The 21,612-nt window shown below is 66.3% G+C and carries 18 protein-coding genes; 9 read left to right on the top strand and 9 right to left on the bottom strand.

Annotation, left to right across the window (positions count from 1 at the left end):
- Positions 1-6 precede the first annotated feature (6 nt).
- The 8 genes from dxr to lpxB all read left to right on the top strand — a co-directional run bounded on the left by dxr (position 7) and on the right by lpxB (position 9,498).
- Positions 7-1,188 (top strand): 1-deoxy-D-xylulose-5-phosphate reductoisomerase, encoded by a 1,182-nt coding sequence (gene dxr, locus OCW50_RS06950; RefSeq protein ID WP_262296914.1) that lies wholly within the window; start codon positions 7-9, stop codon positions 1,186-1,188.
- A 20-nt stretch (positions 1,189-1,208) separates the two neighbouring features.
- Positions 1,209-2,372 (top strand): RIP metalloprotease RseP, encoded by a 1,164-nt coding sequence (gene rseP, locus OCW50_RS06955; RefSeq protein WP_262268929.1) that lies wholly within the window; start codon positions 1,209-1,211, stop codon positions 2,370-2,372.
- Positions 2,373-2,538: 166 nt separating this feature from the next.
- Entirely contained in the window at positions 2,539-4,932 is a 2,394-nt protein-coding gene (gene bamA, locus OCW50_RS06960; protein WP_262296915.1) for an outer membrane protein assembly factor BamA, read from the top strand.
- Between the two features lie 38 nt (positions 4,933-4,970).
- Positions 4,971-6,035: a UDP-3-O-(3-hydroxymyristoyl)glucosamine N-acyltransferase gene (gene lpxD / locus OCW50_RS06965; RefSeq protein WP_262296916.1), complete on the top strand. Its 1,065-nt coding sequence runs from the start codon at positions 4,971-4,973 to the stop codon at positions 6,033-6,035.
- 40 nt (positions 6,036-6,075) lie between these two features.
- On the top strand, positions 6,076-6,540 hold the full coding sequence (gene fabZ, locus OCW50_RS06970) for a 3-hydroxyacyl-ACP dehydratase FabZ (protein ID WP_262296917.1): 465 nt from the start codon (positions 6,076-6,078) through the stop codon (positions 6,538-6,540).
- On the top strand, positions 6,540-7,349 hold the full coding sequence (gene lpxA, locus OCW50_RS06975) for an acyl-ACP--UDP-N-acetylglucosamine O-acyltransferase (protein WP_262268933.1): 810 nt from the start codon (positions 6,540-6,542) through the stop codon (positions 7,347-7,349). Before fabZ ends, lpxA begins: the two co-directional genes overlap by 1 nt.
- A gap of 114 nt (positions 7,350-7,463) precedes the next feature.
- A complete protein-coding gene (locus tag OCW50_RS06980) occupies positions 7,464-8,327 on the top strand; it encodes an LpxI family protein (RefSeq protein ID WP_262296918.1) in 864 nt (287 codons plus the stop codon).
- Positions 8,320-9,498, top strand: a complete 1,179-nt coding sequence (gene lpxB / locus OCW50_RS06985) for a lipid-A-disaccharide synthase (RefSeq protein ID WP_262296919.1) — start codon at positions 8,320-8,322, stop codon at positions 9,496-9,498. Before OCW50_RS06980 ends, lpxB begins: the two co-directional genes overlap by 8 nt.
- Before the next feature lie 221 nt (positions 9,499-9,719).
- On the opposite strand, the gene gltA is transcribed toward lpxB, so the two are convergent.
- Both gltA and gltX read right to left on the bottom strand, forming a co-directional pair.
- The gene (gltA, locus tag OCW50_RS06990) at positions 9,720-11,012 is read right to left on the bottom strand and encodes a citrate synthase (RefSeq protein WP_262296920.1); all 1,293 of its coding nucleotides are present in this window, start codon (positions 11,010-11,012) and stop codon (positions 9,720-9,722) included.
- A gap of 174 nt (positions 11,013-11,186) precedes the next feature.
- Complete coding sequence (gltX, locus tag OCW50_RS06995; protein WP_262296921.1) at positions 11,187-12,617, bottom strand: glutamate--tRNA ligase; 1,431 nt, start codon at positions 12,615-12,617, stop codon at positions 11,187-11,189.
- Between the two features lie 146 nt (positions 12,618-12,763).
- On the opposite strand from gltX, the gene OCW50_RS07000 reads away from it, so the two are divergent.
- Positions 12,764-15,049, top strand: coding sequence for a ComEC/Rec2 family competence protein (locus OCW50_RS07000; protein WP_262296922.1), 2,286 nt, complete (start codon positions 12,764-12,766; stop codon positions 15,047-15,049).
- Here the strand turns inward: OCW50_RS07000 and lexA are convergent.
- The 7 genes from lexA to trpE all read right to left on the bottom strand — a co-directional run bounded on the left by lexA (position 15,027) and on the right by trpE (position 21,608).
- On the bottom strand, positions 15,027-15,731 hold the full coding sequence (gene lexA / locus OCW50_RS07005) for a transcriptional repressor LexA (protein WP_262296923.1): 705 nt from the start codon (positions 15,729-15,731) through the stop codon (positions 15,027-15,029). The two genes, OCW50_RS07000 and lexA, sit on opposite strands and share 23 nt — an antisense overlap.
- A 109-nt stretch (positions 15,732-15,840) precedes the next feature.
- Positions 15,841-17,097: a molybdopterin molybdotransferase MoeA gene (locus OCW50_RS07010; protein WP_262296924.1), complete on the bottom strand. Its 1,257-nt coding sequence runs from the start codon at positions 17,095-17,097 to the stop codon at positions 15,841-15,843.
- Complete coding sequence (moaC, locus tag OCW50_RS07015; RefSeq protein WP_262268941.1) at positions 17,094-17,570, bottom strand: cyclic pyranopterin monophosphate synthase MoaC; 477 nt, start codon at positions 17,568-17,570, stop codon at positions 17,094-17,096. Before moaC ends, OCW50_RS07010 begins: the two co-directional genes overlap by 4 nt.
- Positions 17,567-18,367, bottom strand: a complete 801-nt coding sequence (gene trpC, locus OCW50_RS07020; RefSeq protein WP_262296925.1) for an indole-3-glycerol phosphate synthase TrpC — start codon at positions 18,365-18,367, stop codon at positions 17,567-17,569. The genes moaC and trpC overlap by 4 nt, the downstream gene beginning before the upstream one ends.
- Positions 18,368-18,380: 13 nt before the next feature.
- Positions 18,381-19,394, bottom strand: a complete 1,014-nt coding sequence (trpD, locus tag OCW50_RS07025) for an anthranilate phosphoribosyltransferase (protein WP_262268943.1) — start codon at positions 19,392-19,394, stop codon at positions 18,381-18,383.
- Positions 19,395-19,399: 5 nt separating this feature from the next.
- Positions 19,400-20,029 (bottom strand): anthranilate synthase component II, encoded by a 630-nt coding sequence (locus OCW50_RS07030; protein WP_262296926.1) that lies wholly within the window; start codon positions 20,027-20,029, stop codon positions 19,400-19,402.
- 58 nt (positions 20,030-20,087) lie between these two features.
- On the bottom strand, positions 20,088-21,608 hold the full coding sequence (trpE, locus tag OCW50_RS07035) for an anthranilate synthase component I (protein ID WP_262296927.1): 1,521 nt from the start codon (positions 21,606-21,608) through the stop codon (positions 20,088-20,090).
- Positions 21,609-21,612 lie beyond the last annotated feature (4 nt).

The raw sequence follows: 21,612 nt of genomic DNA on the forward strand, positions 1-21,612 counted from the left end.
GCGCCCATGACCCGTTCCATCACGATTCTCGGCGCGACCGGCTCGATTGGCCGCTCGACGGCCGACGTCATCCTGGCTCATCGGGACGAGTTTCGTGTCGAAGCCGTCGTCGGGGGCAGCAATGCGGCCGCTTTGGCGAAGATCGCCAAAGACCTGGGGGCCAAATTCGCCGCCCTGGCCGACGAGGCGGCCGAAGGGGACTTGAGACAGGCTCTGACGGGAAGCGGAATCAGGGGCGGAGCCGGACAGGCGGCCGTTCTGGAGGCGGTCGATCGCGATGCCGACATCGTGCTGGCCGCCATCAGCGGAACGGCCGGCCTTGCTCCCACCCATGCCGCACTGAAACCGGGCCGGCGGATTGCCCTCGCCAACAAGGAAAGCCTCGTTTGCGCCGGCGGCGTCTTCATGGCTGACGCCCGCCGCCTCGGGGTCGAGGTGATGCCGGTGGATTCCGAGCACAACGCGCTGGATCATGCTCTTGCTTCGGGTTCGGACCGGGATGTGGAGAAGGCCGTGATCACCGCATCCGGCGGACCCTTCCGCACCTGGACCAGGGAGCGGATCGCGGGAGCGGATGCACGGGAGGCGTCAGCCCATCCCGTCTGGTCCATGGGCTCGAAGATCAACATCGACTCCGCCACCTTGATGAACAAAGGGCTCGAGCTGATCGAGGCTCATCATCTGTTCGACCTCGAGGCGGGGCGGCTCGACGTGCTGGTGCACCCGGAAGCGATCGTGCACGGCCTCGTTCAGTGGAGCGACGGCGCCGTGACCGCAGGCCTCGCCTTGCCGGACATGAAGGTTCCGATCGCCAATGCGCTCCGGAATCAGAACCGCCTGAGGATGGATTTGCCTCGTCTCGATCTTGCCGCGATTGGTCGATTAAGCTTCGAGCCGCCTGACGAAGGGCGCTTTCCATGCCTATCTCTGGCGAAGGCGGCACTCAAGGCCGGTGGGGCCATGCCCACGATCCTGAACGCTGCCAACGAGATTGCGGTCGAAGCCTTTATTGCGGATGCGATCGGATTTTACGATATTTCCGAGATAGTTGAACGGGTTTGTTCAACGTTTTCCGGAAGAAATATCGCGGCGCCGTCGACGGTGGCGGACGCATTGTGGATCGACCAGGAAGCCCGTCAGGCGGCACGGCAGCTTCTGCCGGTCCGGACCGGAACGGCGCGGCTCTGAAGAGCCCGAAGGGGACGATGATGGACTTTCTTTCGACGATCGGCGGGGCGACGGGCTCCCTGTTCCTGACGCTGATCTCCTTTCTCGTGGTTCTCACGGTGGTCGTGTTCATCCACGAGTTCGGCCATTTCTGGGTGGGGCGGCTCTGCGGCGTCGGAGTGACGGCCTTCTCGATCGGTTTCGGGCGCGAGCTGATCGGCTGGACGGACAGAAAGGGGACCCGCTGGAAGATTTCGGCGATTCCCCTTGGCGGCTACGTCAAGTTCGTCGGCGACCTCAACGCGGCCAGCGTGCCCGACCAGGACCAGCTCGACCGGATGCCGGTGGAGGAGCGCGCCATCAGTTTTCCCCACCAAAATGTGGCCAAGCGCGCGGCGATCGTCGCGGCGGGTCCGATCGCCAATTTCATCCTGGCCATCGCGATTTTCGCGGGCTTCAACTACTTCAACGGCCGTCAGGTGCTGGAGCCGAGAATCGAGGCGGTCCAGCCGGGAAGCGCGGCGGAAAAGGCGGGCTTCCAGCCCAAGGACCTGATCCTGACGGTGGATGGCCGGCAGATCCAGACCTTTGCCGACATGCAGCTGATCGTCAGCTCCAGCGCAGGGGAGCCCCTCGAGTTCACGATCGATCGAAACGGGCAGACGGTCGCTCTGACGGCCACCCCGAATTTCGTCGAGCGAACCAGCCCCTTCGGAAAGCAGCGCATCGGCCTTCTGGGGGTCGAGGCTTCCAGGGACCCATCCGCGATCAAGCGCCTGACCTATTCCCCTTGGGGAGCCGTCAAGGCGGCCGTGACAGAGACATGGAACCTCGTCGAGCGGACCCTGAACTTCATCCGACGCCTCGTGATGGGCTGGGAATCGGCCGATCAGCTCTCGGGCCCCATCGGGATCGCCCGGGCGTCGGGCACCGCCTTCGACGTCGGCGGCGTCTACAGTCTCGTCAGCCTGATCGGCTTCATGTCCGTTTCGATCGGGCTCATTAACCTTTTTCCCATTCCGCTGCTGGATGGCGGGCATCTTCTGTTCTATGCCATCGAGGCGGCGCGGGGCCGTCCCTTGAGCGAGAAAGCCCAGGAAATCGGGTTCAGGATAGGGTTTGCCCTGGTGGCGATGCTCATGCTGTTCGCCACTTGGAATGATCTTGTTCACCTTGGCAGCAGTTTTCTGGGCCAGGGATCGTGACAAGGACGCCACGCTCTTCAAAAATTGGTACTCTGTTGTGGATGTGCCGTTTGCAATAGCGGCGAAAGTTTGTACAAGCGGTCCACACGGATAAGGTTGGGGGCACTCGTCTCCGACCGGCGGGACCTTCCTCGCCAGGGACAGAATATAAAGAACGGGCCAGTTGATGATGTCGACGACCAAGCCTCGCCGGAAGAAGCCGGCCACCACCGCCATTGTCGCGATCAGCGCGCTGATGGCCGGGATTACTGCCGGGGAGAGCGCCTTCGCCCAGCAGGTGGCCCCGGGGAATCGCCGCGCTTCCGCAGCACAGGGTCCTATCGTCAACCGCGTGGTGGTCGAAGGAAACAAGAAGGTTGAGAAGGCCCTTCTTGAGGACCAGCTTCAGGCCCGCGCTCGCGCTCCGTACAACCAGGCTGCCGTGGACGCAGACGTTCAGCGCATCCTCGAGGTCTATCGCCGTTCCGGGCGCGGTCTCGCCCAGGTGACCCCTCGTCTGGTGGACCTGCCCAACGGAACGGTCGACGTGGTCTACACCATCAACGAGGGTGACAAGACCGGCGTGAAGGATATCCGCTTCGTCGGGAACAACCAGGTGTCTTCCAGCCGCCTGCGCGGTCTCATGCAGACCACGGAGACGAATCTCCTCAGCTTCCTGAAAAGCTCCGACGTGTACGATCCCGATCGGCTCTCGACCGATCTGGACCTCATCCGCCGGTATTATCTCAAGAACGGCTATGCCGATTACCGCCTCGTCTCGAGCGATGTGGCCTTTGACCCCAACGGGGGCGGTTACGTCATCACGATCACGGTCGACGAGGGCGAGCAGTACCGCTTCGGCAGCGTGACGGTGGATCCCCGCATTGCCGGTGTGGATCCGGGCGCCGTGCGCCGGGACATCTCGACTTCCGAAGGCTCGGTCTACAACGCCGAAGCGGTTGAAAAGTCGGTTCTGGCGCTGACGACCGCTGTCGGCCGTCAGGGCAATCCCTTCGCTCAGGTGCGTCCGGTCGGTACGCGCGATCCCTCCACGCGCACGGTCAATCTGACCTATGTGGTCGAGGAAGCCCCGCGGATCTACATCGAGCGCATCAACGTGCGCGGCAACAGCCGCACCCGCGACTACGTCATCCGTCGCGAGTTCGAGCTGGGCGAAGGCGATGCCTACAACCAGGTCCTGGTCGACCGCGCCGAGCGCCGCCTGAACAACCTCGGCTACTTCAAGCGCGTTCGTATCTCCAACGAGCCCGGCTCTTCGGCCGACCGCGTGGTCGTGAACGTGGACGTGGAGGATCAGTCCACCGGTTCGTTCGCCATCTCGGGCGGCTACTCGACGGCCGACGGTTTCATCGGCGAAGTCTCGGTCACCGAGACCAACTTCCTGGGCCGCGGCCAGTTCGTCCGTCTCGCCGGGCAGCTCGGCCAGCGCGCCTACGGTGTCGACTTCTCGTTCACCGAGCCGTACTTCCTGGGCTACCGGATGTCGGCCGGCATCGACCTGTTCTCGAAGTTCAGCGATCAGACCCGGTACTCCCGTTACGAGAACCGCATGACCGGCGGTACGCTTCGCCTCGGACTCCCGTTCACGGAAGAGTTCACGGTCACGGCTCGCTACTCGCTGTATCAACAGTCCCTGGATATCCCGAACGACACCGATCAGCCATACAACGACTGCTCGGTTCCGATCCCGGGCTATACCCAGCTGAACGCCGACGGAACGCCCAACCGCCAGTTCTGCGAAGGCAACGGCGAAGCCTCCCTGGCGATCAAGGAATCGCAGGGCGACACGATTACCTCGCTGGTCGGCTTGACCTACAACTACAACACGCTCGACAGCATCCGCGAGCCTCGGAACGGCTTCTATGCCGAAGTGAAGACCGACGTTGCCGGCCTCGGAGGCGACTCGCATTACTTCCGCGTCACCGGCGACGCGCGGTACTATCGCGAGCTGTTCGAGGATGTGGTGGGTATCGCCCGTATCCAGGGCGGCCACATCATGGGCTTCGGCGACAACGGTGCCGAGTTCGCACAGGGTGGCGATCTGCGCATCATCGACCACTTCTTCATGGGTCCGTCCCTGGTCCGCGGCTTCGCGCCCAACGGCATCGGGCCGCGTGACATCTCGAGCCTCGACAGCCGGGCCAACGCTATCGGCGGCACCACCTATTTCGGCGGCACGCTCGAAGTGCAGTTCCCGATCTGGGGTCTGCCGCGCGAACTGGGTCTGAAGGGTGCGGTCTTCGCCGATGCCGGTACGCTCTACGGCTACGACGGTCCGACCACCTTCGACGTGAACGGCAACAACTTCATCGACGGCTATTCCGGAACCTGCACGCGCAACGCGAGCGCGACCACGACGCAGGAATGCATCGAGGTTCTGGACAGCAAGAAGATCCGCTCTGCCGTCGGCGCGTCGATCCTGTGGTCGTCGCCGCTGGGCCCGATCCGCTTCGATTACGCATTCGCCCTCTCGAAGGAAGAGGGTGTGATCAGGGATGGCGTGCGGGTCGGTGCAGACCGGACTCAAGCCTTCCGGTTCACCGGCGGCACGCGCTTCTAATCGGGGAGGGCGCCTGCGGGCGCCCTCACTTATGGTTTATGACAGAATCCAATTTCTTCCCGCAAAGCCAGACGTTGACTCTGCGTCAGGTGGCGGAGATGGCGAACGCAACGCTCCCCGACGGCACCGACGGGGAGTTTTTGCTTAAGGGCGTCGCCCCTCTCGAGAGCGCAGGGCCCGGCGATCTCGCCTATATGGACAACCCGGCCTATGTCGGCGCTTTGGCGACGACGCGCGCCCGCGCATGCCTCGTGACGCCACGTTATGCCGCAAAGGTCCCGTCCGGCACGATCGCCGTCGTGACCCCCCAGGCCTATCGGGTTTTCGCGCAGGTTCTCGGGATCCTGTTCCCGTCCGCCATGCGTCCGGAATCGGCCTTCGCGTCGACCGGGGTCTCACCCGGCTCCTTCGTTCATCCTTCGGCACGGCTGGAGCATGGGGTCCGGGTCGACCCGGGCGCCGTCATCGGGCCTCACGCCGAGATCGGGTCCGGCACCCTCATCGGGGCCCATTCCGTCGTCGGTCCCAAGGTGAAGATCGGGCGCGACTGCTCCATTGCGGCCCATGTGACCGTGTCCCATGCCTTCATCGGCAACCGGGTCATCCTCCATCCCGGGGTCCGGATCGGGCAGGACGGGTTCGGCTTCGCCATGGGACCTCAGGGCCACCTCAAGGTGCCGCAGGTCGGCCGCGTCATCATCCAGGACGACGTGGAGATCGGCGCCAACACCACCGTCGACCGAGGCGCCAGCCGCGACACCGTGATCGGCGAGGGGACGAAGATCGATAACCTGGTCCAGATCGCGCATAACGTGGTCATCGGCCGCCATTGCGTGATCGTCGCGCAGGTCGGCATCGCCGGGTCCACGACGATCGAGGACTACGTGGCTCTCGGCGGGCAGGTCGCCGTCAAGGGGCACGTGCGGATCGGCATGGGAGCCCAGATCGCGGCGACCAGCGGGGTCAACGGCGATGTTCCTCCTGGAGCCCGCTGGGGGGGTATCCCGGCCCGGCCGATGCGCGAATGGTTCCGTGAGATTACGGCCCTGAAAAAGCTTGCATCCCAGGGCGATTCCGCCAAAGACGACGGTGCGTCTTCATAACGTTCGTTGAAGGCACCCACTACCGCCGGGAGTTCACGTCATGTCCGAAGCGCCCACCACGCTTCAAACCGCCGATATCATGGAGATCCTGGAGCTCCTGCCGCACCGGTATCCTTTCCTCCTGGTCGACAAGATCATCGAGATCGACGGCGACAGATCGTGCATCGGCATCAAGAACGTCACCTTCAATGAGCCACAATTCACGGGCCATTTTCCGACCCGGCCGATTTTTCCCGGCGTTTTCCTGATCGAGGCCATGGCCCAGACGGCGGGTGCCATCTGCGTCAAGGCGAAGATGGCCGAGCAGGCGAAGCCGAAGCAGGTTTTTTTCATGACAATCGATAAAGTGAAGTTTCGCCGGCCCGTCGAGCCGGGTGACCGGGTCGAGTTCCACATGCGCAAGCTGAACAACCGCCGCAATATGTGGTGGTACAAGGGCGAGGCGAAGGTCGAAGGCACCCTCGTCTGCGAGGCCGAGGTCAGTGCCATGCTGGTGCTCGAATAATGGACGTCACGATTCATCCGACCGCCGTCGTGGAGGATGGGGCCAAGATCGGCCCGGGCGTCAGGATCGGTCCGCTCTGCACTGTCGGGCCCGAGGTCGAGCTCGGCGAGGGCTGTCAGCTCATGAGCCATGTGGCCCTGGCCGGGCGGACGAAGATCGGCCCGCGGACCCGGATCTTCCCGTTCGCCTCCATCGGCCATATCCCTCAGGATCTGAAGTACAAGGGCGAGGCCTCCACCCTCGAGATCGGCGCCGATTGCATGATCCGCGAAGGCGTGACCATGAATCCCGGCACCGAGGGAGGCGGTCTTCGTACGGTGATCGGGGACCGCTGCGCCTTTCTGGCCAACTCGCATGTGGGCCACGACACCAAGGTCGGCAACGACTGCATCCTGTCCAACAACGTGATGCTGGCCGGCCACGTGACGGTGGGCGATTTCGTGATCTTCGGGGGCGGTTCCGCGGTGATCCAGTTCGCCCGCGTCGGCTCCCATGCCTTCGTGGGAGGCATGTCCGGCCTGGAGAACGACCTGATCCCCTATGGCATGGCCATGGGCAACAGGGCGCATCTGGCGGGCCTCAACATCATCGGTCTGCGGCGCCGTGGCTTCAGCCGTGAGCAGATCCACGACATCCGCCGGGCCTATCGCCTTCTGTTCGCCGATGAGGGCACACTGGCGGAGCGCGTCGAGGACGTGGCCGGAGAGTTCGACGATCATCCGTTCGTGCACGAGATCCTCGACTTCATCCGCGACGGCAAGGATCGGGCGATCTGCACGCCACGGGACCCCGTCAGCTCGTCCGGTTAGTGCATCGTGCGGAAAAGTGATTCCGGTCCTCCGCACCGAGTGATGCGCTCGCCGAATGAAGATGCAGCGAACCGGCCCAAGAGGCATCCGTCGGCTTTCGGGCCCGATTCTTCCGTGCCTTCAGGCCCGATCGCGATCCTCGCCGGGGCGGGGCAGCTTCCCATCCAGGTGGTGGATCATCTCGAGGCGACGGGAAGGGACGTCCGTGTGCTGGCGTTCCGCGGCTTCGCCGAAGGCGATCTGCAGCGGCGCGCCCATGCCACCGTCGACCTCCTCGACCTGAAGACGATCATGAACACCCTCGAGGGATGGCGACCCGCGGCTGTCTCTCTCGTGGGGGCCGTGCGCCGCCCGGGCTTCTCCGCGCTGCTCAGTGCCTATTCTCTGTTGCGGAACATGCATGAGGTCAGAGAAGTCATCACGCGCGGCGACGACCAGGTCCTGCGCGGTGCCGTGATGCTGCTCGAGGAGCGCGGCCATCGCGTGGTCGGCGCCCACGAGCTCGCGCCCGATCTCGTGGCCGCTCGGTCCCTGAGCGGAGTTCGCGAACCCGGCGCCGACGACCGCGAGGCCATCGGCCTCGGCCTCGACCTCCTCAATTCCCTGTCGGCCTTCGACATCGGTCAAGGCGCGGTCATCGCTCGCAGGCACGTTCTGGCGATCGAAGGCCCCGAAGGCACGGATCGAATGATCCGGCGTGTCCTGAAGATGCGACAGTCCTGGCTCGGGCTTCGGCGCCGGGAAGAGGGTGGAGTGCTGATCAAGGCGGCGAAACACGGCCAGGATCTCCGGGTCGATATGCCCACCATCGGACCGCGCACGATCGTGGAGGCGGCGAAGGCCGGGCTTTCCGGCATCGCCATCGGGGCCGGCTCCACCTTCGTGCTGGAGCAGGAGAGGACCCTCGCGACGGCCGACAGGCTCGGTCTTTTTCTGATCGCCGTCGACCTGCCCTGGATGGAGGATTCCCTTGGCTGAGAACGAGCCGCTGACCATCTGGATCGTCTCCGGCGAGGAGTCGGGCGATCAGCTCGGGGCGAAACTGATGCGCTCCTTGAAGGCGAGGCTCGGAAGCGACCGCCTGCATTTCGGCGGCGTCGGCGGCCATGCCATGGAGGGAGAAGGGCTGAAGAGCCTGTTTCCCCTCGAAGAGATCGCCGTCATGGGCTTTTCCGCCGTCATTGCCCGGCTCCCTTCGATTGTGAAGCGGATCCGGCTCACGGCGGATGCCGTCGTGGCGGCAGAGCCCGATATGCTCGTCATCATCGACAGTCCGGATTTCACCCATCGGGTCGCCAAGGCGGTGAGACGCCGGGCGCCTCACATCCCCATCATCGATTACGTCAGCCCCTCCGTCTGGGCTTGGCGCCCGGGCCGCGCCCCGAAGATGCGCGCCTATGTGGATCACCTGCTGGCCCTGCTGCCGTTCGAGCCGGCCGCTCACGAGCGCCTGGGCGGTCCGCCGACCACCTATGTCGGCCATCCGCTGATCGAGCGTCTCGCCGACATCAGGCCGGTGCCGGGCGAGCGCGGCGGCGCCGGGGACGAACCCCTCAAGCTGCTCGTCCTGCCGGGCAGCCGGCGCTCGGAAGTCAGCCGCCTCATGGAGCCCTTCGGCGAGGCAATGGCCCTCCTCAGGGAGCGCTCGCCGCGTCCGTTCGAGGTGACGATCCCGGCGGTTGCCCATCTCGCTCAGGACATCAGGGCCCGGGCAAAGTCCTGGCGCGTGCAGCCGCGGATCGTCGAGGGGGAAGGGGCCAAATGGGCCGCATTCCGCGAGGCGGATGCAGCGCTCGCGGCTTCCGGCACCGTGACCCTCGAGCTCGGCCTCTCCGGCGTCCCGATGGTGGTGGCCTATCGCGTCTCCAAGATCGAGGAGGTGCTGAAATATCTCATCAAGGCTCCCTCCATCGTGCTGACCAACCTCGTGCTCGGCGAGAACGTCATCCCGGAGCTCATCCAGTGGGACTGCACGCCCGACAAGCTTGCCGATGCGCTGCTTCCACTCCTTCATGACTCTCCCGAACGCCGGCGGCAGCTCGCGGCCTTCGGCAAGCTCGATGAGCTGATGCGGATCGGCGACGAAGTGCCGAGCGAGCGCGCGGCGCGGATCGTGGAAGAGGTGCTGGCTTCCCACAGGAATGCTTGAAGGGGTCGGGGGATGCACAATCCCCTGGTCGTGCCCGACCCGGCACGGTGATCCCGATCCGGAGAATGCGATGCCTCAGGATTTGGAAAGGCGCTAGCGCATTGGACGGACCCAGAGGGCCGCGTCCGAGGCTCTAACCCGGTTCGACCGTCCCATCACGGGACCGGACGACAAAAAAGGGGCCTTTCGGCCCCTTCTCGCTGTCGGCATGTCCGTCCGCCTCAGCCGCGCTGGGCGACCGTCACATAATCGCGCTCCGTCTCGCCCGTATAGAGCTGGCGCGGACGGCCGATGCGCTGGGACGGATCCTCGATCATCTCGCTCCACTGCGCAATCCAGCCGACCGTCCGGGCGAGCGCGAACAGCACCGTGAACATGGAGGTGGGGAAGCCCATCGCCTTCAGGGTGATGCCCGAATAGAAGTCGATGTTCGGGTAGAGCTTCTTCTCGATGAAGTACTCGTCCTTCAGGGCGATCTGCTCGAGTTCCACGGCCACGTCGAGGAGCGGATCGTCCTTGATGCCGAGTTCGTTGAGCACCTCGTGGGTGGTCTTCTGCATGATGCGCGCGCGCGGGTCGTAGTTCTTGTAGACCCGGTGGCCGAAGCCCATGAGGCGGAACGGATCGTTCTTGTCCTTTGCCTTGGCGATGTATTCCGGAATGCGATCGGGCGTGCCGATCTCCTCCAGCATCTTCAGGGCCGCTTCATTGGCGCCGCCATGAGCGGGTCCCCACAGGCAGGCGATGCCGGCCGCGATGCAGGCGAACGGGTTGGCCCCCGACGAGCCGGCCAGGCGCACGGTCGAGGTCGAGGCGTTCTGCTCGTGGTCGGCGTGCAGGATGAAGATCCGGTCGAGGGCGCGCGAGAGCACCGGATTGACCTTGTATTCCTCGGCCGGCACCGCGAAGCACATGCGCAGGAAGTTGGACGTGTAGTCCAGTTCGTTCTGCGGATACACGAAGGGCTGTCCGATGGAGTACTTGTACGCCATGGCGGCGAGCGTCGGCATCTTGGCGATCATGCGCATGGAGGCGATCATGCGCTGGTGCGGATCCGAGATGTCGGTGGAGTCGTGATAGAAGGCCGACAGGGCGCCCACGCAGGCGACCATGATGGCCATCGGGTGCGCGTCGCGGCGGAAGCCGGTGAAGAACCGGTTCATCTGGTCGTGCACCATGGTGTGGCGCGTGACGCGGTAGTCGAAATCGGCCTTCTGAGCAGCGGTCGGCAGCTCTCCGTAGAGGAGCAGGTAGCAGGTCTCGAGGAAGTCGCCGTGCTCGGCGAGCTGATCGATCGGGTAGCCACGATAGAGCAGGATGCCCTTGTCGCCGTCGATATAGGTGATCTTCGACTCCGTGGCAGCCGTCGAGGTGAAGCCGGGATCGTAGGTGAACATCCCGGTCTGTCCGTAGAGCTTCGAGATGTCGATGACGCTCGGGCCGATGGTGCCATCTTTGACCGGCAGTTCCACGGACTTGTTGTCGACGGTGACTGTGCTGGTGTTGGAACTCATGCGTCGTGGCCCTTTCAAAAAGGAGGCCGGGCAGAACCTAGAGCAACCTGTGGATCGGAGAAGACCTCCGTGGTTGCCCAACCGCGGTTTGCCGGTCGGTCGGTAGGATAATGGCGCCTTCGGTAGCTTATCCGTGGGAACGGAGCAAGCACATCTAAAGGCGAGATGCCCTTGCTATGCAGCAGGCGCATCCTTGATTTGGTCCCGAAGACGCAACATGGTTTCGTCCTTGCCGAGCACTGCCATCACGTCGAAGAGACCGGGCGATGTGGCCCGCCCGGTGAGGGCCGCTCTGAGCGGTTGCGCCACTTGGCCGAGCTTGGCTCCGATGGCCTCGGCGTGCTCGCGCACGACCGCTTCCACGCTGCGGGCCGACCAGTCGGTGACGGCGTCGAGCTTGTCCGCGATGCCGGCGAGGCGCGTCACGCCGTCCGCGAGCAGGCTCGCCGCCTTCTCGTCGAGATGCAGCGGGCGCTGCGCGTAGAGATAGTAGGCACTGTCGAGCAGCTCCACGAGGGTCTTGGCGCGTTCCTTCAGGCCGGGCATGGCGGCGATGAGCTTCTCGCGCAAGCCCGGCCTGAAGGTGCGTCCGAGATGGTGCTCGTCCTTGTCCAGCTCCGGCAGCAGGTCCTCGAGGGCCTGCACCAGGCGCTCGTCGTCCGCCTGGCGCATGTAGTGACCGTTGAGGTTCTCCAGCTTGGCGAAATCGAAGCGCGCCGGCGACCGGCCGATGCTGCCGAGATCGAAAGCATCGATCATCTCCTGGGTGGAGAAGATCTCCTGATCCCCGTGACTCCAGCCGAGGCGCACGAGATAGTTGCGCAGGGCCTCGGGAAGATAGCCCAGGCTGCGATAAGCCTCGACGCCGAGAGCGCCGTGCCGCTTCGACAGCTTGGCACCGTCGGGTCCGTGGATGAGCGGAATATGCGCCATCTTCGGCACGTCCCAGCCGAGCGCCTGATAGATCTGCGTCTGCCGGGCCGCGTTGGTCAGGTGGTCGTCGCCGCGGATCACGTGAGTCACGTTCATGTCGTGGTCGTCCACCACCACGGCCAGCATATAGGTGGGCGTGCCGTCCGAGCGCAGAAGGACAAGATCGTCGAGATCCTTGTTCTGCCAGACCACCCGGCCCTGCACCTCGTCCTCGACCACCGTCTCGCCCTCGGTCGGCGCCTTGAGGCGGATGACGGGCTTGACGCCCGCCGGTGCCTCCGCGGGGTCGCGGTCGCGCCAGCGGCCATCGTAGCGCAGGGGCCGGCCCTCCTTGCGGGCGGTCTCGCGCATCTCCTCCAGTTCCTGCTGGCTGGCATAGCAGCGATAGGCGCGGCCCTGCGCCAGCAGGCTCTCCGCGACCTCCCGATGGCGGCCGGCCCGGGAGAACTGGTAGACCACGTCGCCATCCCAATCGAGGCCGAGCCATTGGAGCCCGTCGAGGATCGCCGCGATGGCGGCATCGGTGGAGCGCTCCCGATCCGTGTCCTCGATGCGCAGCAGCATCTTGCCCCCGTGGCGCTTGGCGTAGAGCCAGTTGAACAGGGCCGTGCGCCCGCCGCCGATATGCAGGAAGCCGGTGGGAGAGGGGGCGAAGCGGGTGACGACGGTCATCGCGGGAAACCTTGAATGGAAAAAACTCAACGAGCTGAGCGGCTTGTACCGTCCGCAGCGTCATCCGACTCAATCCACAGGACGGTTTGGGCCGGGGCGTGCAGTCGTCTAGCATGCAACCTGACCCGCGTTAAGCCGAAGCCACGATGGAAGACAACCGAGAGAAGCCCTATCGGATCCCGCGCCACGGCGCGCGGGCCGTGGTGCTGCCTCGGCCCTGGGCTTACCCGGTCGAATGGCGTCGTCTCGACGGTCGTGGCTGGCTCTCCCGGAGCATCGCTCACGAGATGGACCAGCGCCGGCTCTTTCCTTGGATACCGGTCTTTTTCGGCATCGGCATCGTCCTTTTCTTCCAGGCCGATGGCCAGCCGGCCCTTTGGGCGCCGTTCGGCGCAGCCGCATCCTGTGCCGCTGCCGCAGTCGCTCTTCGACGGGTTCAGGCGGTCTCCATCGCCCTGATCGCGATCGCCGCGCTCTTCGCGGGCTTTTCGGCCGGGGCCATCCGCATGCGGTCCGTGGCCGCCCCGGCGCTCTCCCGCATCGTCGTTACGCCGGTCACAGGCTTCATCGAGTCCATCGAGGAGCGGCCGGAGGGCAAGCGGCTGCTGCTGCATGTGGTCGAGATGAGGAATGTCCCGGATGCGGAGCGGCCCGAGCGCATTCGGGTCTCCGTGCGCCGCGGGATCGAACTTTCGCCCGGGCAGCTGATGACCGGCACGGCGCGGCTGTTGCCGCCGTCGCAGCCCGCATGGCCCGGGGGCTACGACTTCGCCCGGGACGCCTATTTCAAGGGGATCGGCGCGGTGGGGTCGATGGTCGGTCAGATCCGCCCGACCGCGTCGCCGCCCGGCGCGAGTTCGGCTCCGACTTGGGCTCTGTGGCTGGCCGCGTCCGTCGACGCAGCCCGCAATGCCCTGACCGAGCGCATCGCCACCTCCATCGGGGGAGCGGCCGGAGGCGTCGGTGCCGCGCTGGTGACGGGCAAGCGCGGCCTCATCCCGGAGCAGACGAACGCGGTCCTGCGCGGCGCCGGCATCTATCACATCGTGTCGATCTCGGGCCTCCACATGGTCCTGGCCGCAGGCACCTTCTTCTGGCTGGTGCGGGCCCTCCTGGCCCTTGCGCCGGGTCTTGCTCTGTCGTGGCCGGTCAAGAAGATCGCCGCCGTGGCCGCGATGGTCGGGGCCACGATCTACTGCATCTTCTCGGGCTCGGATGTCGCCACGGAGCGCTCGCTCATCATGACTCTCGTGATGTTCGGGGCGGTTATGGCGGACCGTCCCGCCTTGAGCATCCGCAACCTGTCGATCTCCGCCCTCGTGGTGCTCGCGCGGGAGCCGGAGGCGCTCCTCGGCCCGAGCTTCCAGATGTCGTTCAGCGCGGTTGCCGCCATGATGGCCCTCGTGCCTCTCATGCATCGGAGGGTTCCCGACGGAGGGTCCTCCGGTCTTGTCGCGCGCGTCGCGTCCAGGGCAGCGCGGCCGGCGTTCGGACTTGTCACGACGACCCTGGTGGCCAGCGTCGCGACCGCGCCGTTCGCAGCCTATCATTTCCAGAGCCTGAACCCCTACGGTCTCGTGGGCAACGCGCTGGCCCTTCCGCTCGTCTCCCTTGTCGCGATGCCGTGTGCCGTGCTTGGCGTCCTGGCCTATCCTTTCGGCCTCGACCGGCCGATCTGGCAACTCATGGGAGCCGCGGTCTCGCAGGTGCTCGATGTGTCGACCTGGGTCGGCGGCTTCGGCGGGTCGACTCTGGTCGTTCCGGCCCTGGGCAGCGCCTCTCTCGTCCTCCTGAGCGTCGGGCTGATCCTGCTGGCGCTGCCCGCGTCCTCCCTGCGCTGGCTGGCGGTCGTACCCGCCGGGGTGGGGCTCGCCTGCGCGGCTGTTCCGTACCGCTACGACGTCTTCATCGACCGGGACGGAGCAGGGGCGGCCATCCGCGGCCGGGACAGTCGGCTGACGCTCGTCGGGCGCCCGTCTCGCTTCATCGCCGAGCAATGGTTGCGTGCCGACGGGGATGCGAGGAGCGTTGACGATGCGAGCCTCAGACGGGACGCCAGATGCGACAGGGCCGGCTGCGTGGTGGCGGCTGCCGGCGGACGCTGGATCGCATTCGTCCAGGAGTTCTCTGCCTTCGAAGAGGATTGCCGCCGCGCCGCGGTGGTGGTCTCACGGCTCCAGGCGCCGCCGGGCTGCAAGGCCGGCTTCGTCTGGGACGGTGGGGCGTTGAAGGAAAGCGGAGCGACGACGATCCGCTTCACACCCGAGGCCGTCGAGGTGCGCTCTGTCCGGACAGGAAGCCAGATCCGGCCATGGTCGGAGGCGGCGCATCGGCCGGAGCTGTCGCCCGCTCGGGAAGGGCCGCGCCGAGCGCAACCGATCCCCGAGCAGGATCTTCCCGAAGAAGGCGTCAGTACCGGCGAACCAGACTGACGAGCTTGCCCTGAATCTTGACCCGATCGGGGCCGAGCACGCGGGTTTCATAGGCCTGGTTCGCGGCCTCGAGGGCGATGGAGGATCCCCGACGGCGGAAGCGCTTCAAAGTCGCCTCCTCGTCGTCGATCAGGGCCACGATGATGTCGCCCGTATTGGCCGTGTCCTGCCGGCGGATCACCACGAGATCGCCGTCGAGAATGCCGGCCTCCACCATCGAGTCGCCCCGAACTTCCAGAGCGAAGTGATCGCCCTGGGCCAGGAAATCGCCCGACAGGGTGATGGAGTGGCTGCGGGTCTGGATGGCCGAGATCGGCACACCGGCGGCGATCCGGCCCATGACCGGGATCGTCGCTTCCCGATCGCGCGGATCGGGCGCCGGCTGTGGCGCGGCCTTGGTCTTACCGGCGAGGCCCCCCTCGACCACGCTCGGGGTGAACCGGCGCTGGCTCCCCGCGCCGCTCGTGCTCTCCGGCAACCGGATCACCTCAAGGGCCCGGGCGCGGTTCGGCAGGCGGCGGATGAAGCCGCGCTCCTCGAGCGCCGTGATCAGGCGATGAATGCCGGACTTGGACTTGAGATCGAGCGCATCCTTCATCTCGTCGAAGGACGGCGGCACGCCGGTCTCACGCAGCCGCTCATGAATGAAGCGGAGCAATTCGTGCTGTTTACGCGTCAGCATGGCTGGCCCTTACTGCCCCTCAGCGGGGCGATTCTGAAACAAATCGGGAACAAGGTAGCTGTTCCCGCTGTGTTCCGCAAGCCTGGGTATTCCAGAATTGATCAACAGGTCAGCAGAAGCGCTCGAGCCTGATGATCCGGCAGGCCTCTCCGGCCGCAGCCGCGGGGGCGTGAGGCGGGCGGACCAGGAGCGCGTCCGAGCGCTCGAGGATGCTCAGCATCGACGAATCCTGGAGCAGATGCGGGGTCGCGACCGGCAGCATCAGGCGCTCGGGCCCCTTGGTCAGGCTCACGGGAACGTCCTGGAACGAGAGCGAGGCGCGCATGTAGTCCTGACGCTCGCGATTGGCCGGAAGATCGGCGCCCAGTACGGCATCCTCCGTCGGGTCGTCGGCCGCTTTCTGGTCGCCAAGGAGCGCACGGATGGCCGGAATCAGGAAGAGCACGGCGCAGACCAGAGAGGAGACCGGATTGCCCGGCAGGCCCAGGAGCAGGGTTCGTCCGAGGCGCCCGTGCATCAGGGGCTTTCCCGGCCGCAGCGCCACGCGCCAGAAGCCGAGGTCCATGCCGTGGCGGCTCAAGGCCTCCTGCACCAGGTCGTGCTCGCCCACGGATGCGCCGCCGAGCGTCACGAGGATGTCGGCTCCGGCGTCCCTGGCCGTCCGGATCCGCTCGTCGAGCGACTCGAGGGTGTCGCGGGCGATGCCGAGATCGATCGCTTCCGCGCCGGCCCTCTCCGCCATGAGGATCGTGGCCGGCAGGCTCGAGGCGGTGATCTGGTCGGGACCGACAGGCTCGCCCGCCCGCACCAGCTCGTCGCCGGTCGCGAGAATGGCGACTCGCGGCCTGCGGTGCACGCCGAGTTCCCCGTGGCCCATGGCGGCCGCGAGAGCGACATGGCGGGAATCCAGGCGCAATCCGGCCTGCAGGAGCACATCGCCGGCCCGGAAATCGAGGCCGGCGGCCCGGATATGACGACCCGGGCGGGTCGCCTCCTTGACGGTCACCTGATCGCCCGATCTCTCCGCGTCCTCCTGCAGGACCACCGCATCGGCGCCGGCAGGAACAGGAGCCCCGGTGAAGATCCGAACGGCGTCGCCGGCGCCGACAGCCCCGGAGAATCGGTTTCCGGCCGCGCTCGCCCCAATCACCCGCAGGGTCTTCGGAACGGTCGCACAATCGGCGCTTCGCACCGCATAGCCGTCCATCGCGGAGGCCGGGAAGGGGGGCTGGTCCCGAAGCGCGCTCACATCTTGGGCGAGGGTCCGGCCCGCGCAGGCGGCCAGGGGCACATGCTCGGTCTCGACCGGTCTTTCGACACTTGCCAGAACGCGGGACAGAGCATCCTCGACCGAAATCAGGTTCATGGCGCCTCGAAATCCCCCGAGCGGCCGCCGCTCTTGCGGCGCAGGCGCACGTGCTCGATCCGCATCGCCTTGTCGACGGCCTTCACCATGTCGTAGATCGTCAGGCAGGCGACGGAGACGGCGGTCAGGGCCTCCATCTCGACGCCCGTCTGGCCCGATACCTTCACTTCGGCGCTCACCCTCACGCCCGGAAGGCTGTCATCGAGGGTGCAGTCGACCTTCACCTTCGAGATGAGAAGGGGATGACAGAGCGGGATGAGTTCGTGAGTGCGCTTGGACGCCATGATCCCGGCGAGACGGGCCGTGCCGAGAACGTCGCCCTTCTTGGCCTCGCCGTGGCGGATCAGGTCGAGCGTTTCCGCCTGCATGATCACGCATCCCTCGGCGATCGCGGTGCGGCTGGTGACGCCCTTGTCGGAGACGTCGACCATGCTGGCCTGACCGGTCGCATCGAGGTGCGTGAGTTTCGTCATGCGCCCTCGCCGAACAGAAGCTTCCGGGTGGCCGCCGCAACATCGGCCTGACGCATCAGGCTCTCACCCACGAGAAACGTGCGGATGTGGACCTCCGACAGCCGCTCGATGTCGGACCGCGTGAAGATCCCGCTCTCTCCGACGACGATGCGGTCCGACGGGATCAGGGGTGCCAGTTCCTCGCTGACGCCGAGGGACACCTCGAAGGTGCGCAGGTTGCGGTTGTTGATGCCGATCAGCCGGGTGCCGAGGGGCAGGGCGCGCTCCAGTTCGGCGCGATCGTGCACCTCGACCAGCACGTCCATGCCGAGATCATGGGCCGCGTCGATCAGGGCGCGGGCCTCCCCGTCGGAGACGCTCGCCATGATCACCAGGATGCAGTCGGCTCCCCAGGCCCGGGCCTCGTAGACCTGGTAGGGCTCGAACAGGAAGTCCTTGCGCAGCGCCGGCAGGCCGGACGCGTCGCGGGCCTGGGCCAGGTACTCGGGCCTGCCCTGGAAGGACGGTTCGTCGGTCAGGACCGACAGGCAGGTGGCGCCGCCCTCCGCATAGGCCCGTGCGAGGCTCGGCGGGTCGAAGTCGGCGCGGATCAGCCCTTTGGACGGACTTGCCTTCTTCACCTCGGCGATGAGAGCCGGGCGCCCTTCGGTGAGATGGCGCTCGATGGCCCTGGCGAATCCGCGCGCCGGCGCGGCCGAGCGGGCGCGCCGCTCCATCTCGCTTTGCGAAACGGCAGCCTTCGCGGCTTCGATCTCCCGGCGCTTGTAAGCTTCGATCTTGCTGAGAACGTCAGCCATGGAAGCCCCTCGCTCAGCTGTTGGACACTTTGACGAGGCGCTCGAGCGTCGCCTTGGAGGCGCCGCTGTCCAGAGCCCGGGACGCCCGGTCGAGCCCGTCGCGCAGGTTCTCGGCTTCGTCCGCGACCACGAGCGAGGCGGCCGCGTTCAACAGGGCGACATCCCGATAGGGGATCCGGGCGCCGTCCAGGACGGCGCGCAGCTGGGCCGCATTGTGCTCCGGATCGCCGCCTCGCAGGTCGTCGAGCGAGACGGTCGGCAGGCCGACCTCCTCGGGCGTCACGGTGAAGCGGCGGATCGCGCCGTTCTCCAGGGCCGCCACGAAGGTCGGCCCGGTCGTGGTCATCTCGTCGAGGCCGTCGGAGCCGTGGACGGTCCAGACCTTCTGAGATCCGAGCTCCTTCAGAACCTGGGTGAGCGGCTCGATCCAAGCTTCCGAAAACACGCCGAGAAGCTGGCGCTTGACGCCGGCAGGATTGGCGAGCGGACCGAGCAGGTTGAAGATCGTCCGGGTGCCGAGCTCGACCCGCACGGGGGCCACGTGGCGCATGGCGGCGTGATGGGTCTGGGCGAACATGAAGCAGAGTTTGGTCTCGTCGAGGCACCGCTCCAGGCCCTCCGGATCGAGGCCGAGCCGGAGGCCGAGAGCCGCCAGGACGTCCGCCGTGCCGGATTTGGAGGAGGCCGCCCGGTTGCCGTGCTTGGCCACGGGAACGCCGCAGGACGCCACGATGATCGACGCGAGGGTGGAGATGTTGTAGCTGCCCTTGTGGTCGCCGCCGGTGCCGACGATGTCCACGGCCTTGTCAGGCGCATTGACCCGCAGCATGCGGCCACGCATGGCCGTGACGGCGCCGACGATCTCCTCCAGAGCCTCGCCGCGCACCCGCAGCGCCATCAGGAAGGCGCCGCCCTGGGCGGGCGTCACTTCGCCGGAGAGCAGGTCGTCGAAGGCATCCCGCGCCTCGTCGCGCGTCAGGGATGCGCCCGTGGCGACCTTGGCGAGATAGGATTTGAACGATTCCATCGCTTTCACTGTCCTGCTGATGCTGCGGCACCACCGACAGCCCGGTATCTGGCGTTCCAATCCGCCGCGAGATCGAAGAAATTGCGCATGATCGTCACGCCGTGCTCCGACAGGATGCTTTCAGGGTGGAATTGCACACCGTGGATCGGCAGGGCGCGGTGCGACAGGCCCATCACGAGGCCGTCGGAGGTTTCCGCCGTGACCTGGAGGTCGGCCGGGCAGGTTTCGCGGTCGACGATGAGCGAATGGTAGCGGGTCGCCTTGAAGGGGCCGTTGATGCCGCGGAAGACGGCCTGCCCGCCGTGCTCCACGTCGGAGACCTTGCCGTGCATGGGCAGGGGCGCCCGCGAGACGGTGCCGCCGAAGACCTGGCCGATCGTCTGCAGCCCGAGGCAGACCCCGAAGGTCGGGATGTCGGGCGAGGCCCGCCTGACCAGGTCGAGGCAGATCCCCGCCTCGTTCGGCGTGCAGGGGCCGGGAGACAGCACGATGGCGTCCGGCTGGGAGGCGAGCACCTCGTCGGTCGTGATGGCGTCGTTGCGCACCACGTCGACGGAGGTCGCGAGGGGACCGAGCAGATGCACCAGGTTCCAGGTGAAGCTGTCGTAGTTGTCGATGACGAGAACGCGGGTCATAGCGCGCCGACGTTCGCGTAAGCGAAGCTCCCGGTCAAGGGACGCCTTGGCTCACCGCTCATTGTCCGACCCTCGCCTGGCTGGCGAACCGCACGGCTTCCTCTGCGGCCCGGAACAGCGCCTTGGACTTGTTGATGCATTCCTGCTGTTCGGAGGCCGGATCGGAATCGTACACGATCCCGGCTCCCGCCTGAACGGCCATGCGTCCGTCCTTCACGACCGCGGTGCGCAGCACGATGCAGGTGTCCATCTCGCCATTGGCGCCGAAATACCCGATGCAGCCCGCGTAAGGCCCGCGCTTGTCCTTTTCCAGCTCGTCGATGATCTGCATGGCCCGCACCTTCGGGGCGCCGGAGACCGTGCCGGCCGGGAAGCCCGCCACCAGGGCATCCAGGGCATCGAACGAGGGGTCGAGCCTGCCCTCGACGTTCGACACGATGTGCATCACCTGGCTGTAGAACTCGAGGAAGAACGAATCCGTGACGTCGACGGAACCCATCTCGGCCACGCGGCCGACATCGTTGCGTCCGAGATCGAGCAGCATGAGATGCTCGGCCCGCTCCTTGGGGTCGGCCAGCAGGCTTTCCGCATGCGCCCGGTCCTCGGCCGCCGTCGCGCCGCGCGGGCGCGTTCCGGCGATGGGGCGGATCGTGATCCGCCCGTCTCGGACCCGCACCAGGATTTCCGGCGAGGAGCAGACGATCTGGAAGTCCTCGAAGTCGAGGTAGCAGAGGAACGGCGCGGGATTGACCCGCCGCAGCGAGCGGTAGAGCGCGAAGGCCGGCAGGGGAAAGGCCGACTCGAAGCGCTGCGAGAGCACCACCTGGAAGATGTCGCCGGCCCGGATGTACTCCTTCGCCTTGGCGACCATCGCCTGGAATTCCTGCGGCGTCGTGTTCGAGACCGGGGGATCGAAATGGATCCGGGTCGGATCGCTGCGGTCGTCGATGGGAAGCGGCCGCTCTAGGGCGAGTGTCACGTCGTCGAGGCGCGCGAGGGCGCCCTCATAGGCGGCCCTCGCGGAGGTTCCGGACCGCGGGCGCACGGGCGTGATGAGGGAGATCTCGTCCTTCACCGCGTCGAACACGACCATGACGGTCGGGCGGATCAGGATGGCGTCGGGAACCTCCAGCACGTCCGGGTTGGGCTCGGGCAGGCGCTCCATGAGCCGCACCATGTCGTAGCCCAGATAGCCGAAGAGGCCGGCCGCCATGGGCGGCAGATCGTCGGACAGGGGCAGGGCGCTTTCCTTGATCAACGCCCTCAGGCTCTCCAGGGGAGGAGCGCCCTCCGGGGTGAATTCCTGCATGCGGCCGAGAGCCTCCCGGTCGATCGACGCCACGCCGCCCTGGCACCGCCAGACCAGATCGGGATCGAGCCCGATCATGGAGAAGCGGCCGCGGGTCGCTCCGCCTTCCACCGATTCGAGCAGGAACGCCGAGCCCTTCCGGTCGTGCCGCAGCTTCAGGAAGGCCGCGACAGGGGTCAGCAGGTCGCCCACGAGGGTCGTGCGCAGGACGCCGGCTTCGCCGGCCTCGTAGGCCGCCGCGAAGGTGTCGAAATCGGGTGTGGTCGTCATCGGT

The organism is Microvirga sesbaniae (assembly GCF_025460805.1).
GTDB classification, from domain to species: domain Bacteria; phylum Pseudomonadota; class Alphaproteobacteria; order Rhizobiales; family Beijerinckiaceae; genus Microvirga; species Microvirga sesbaniae.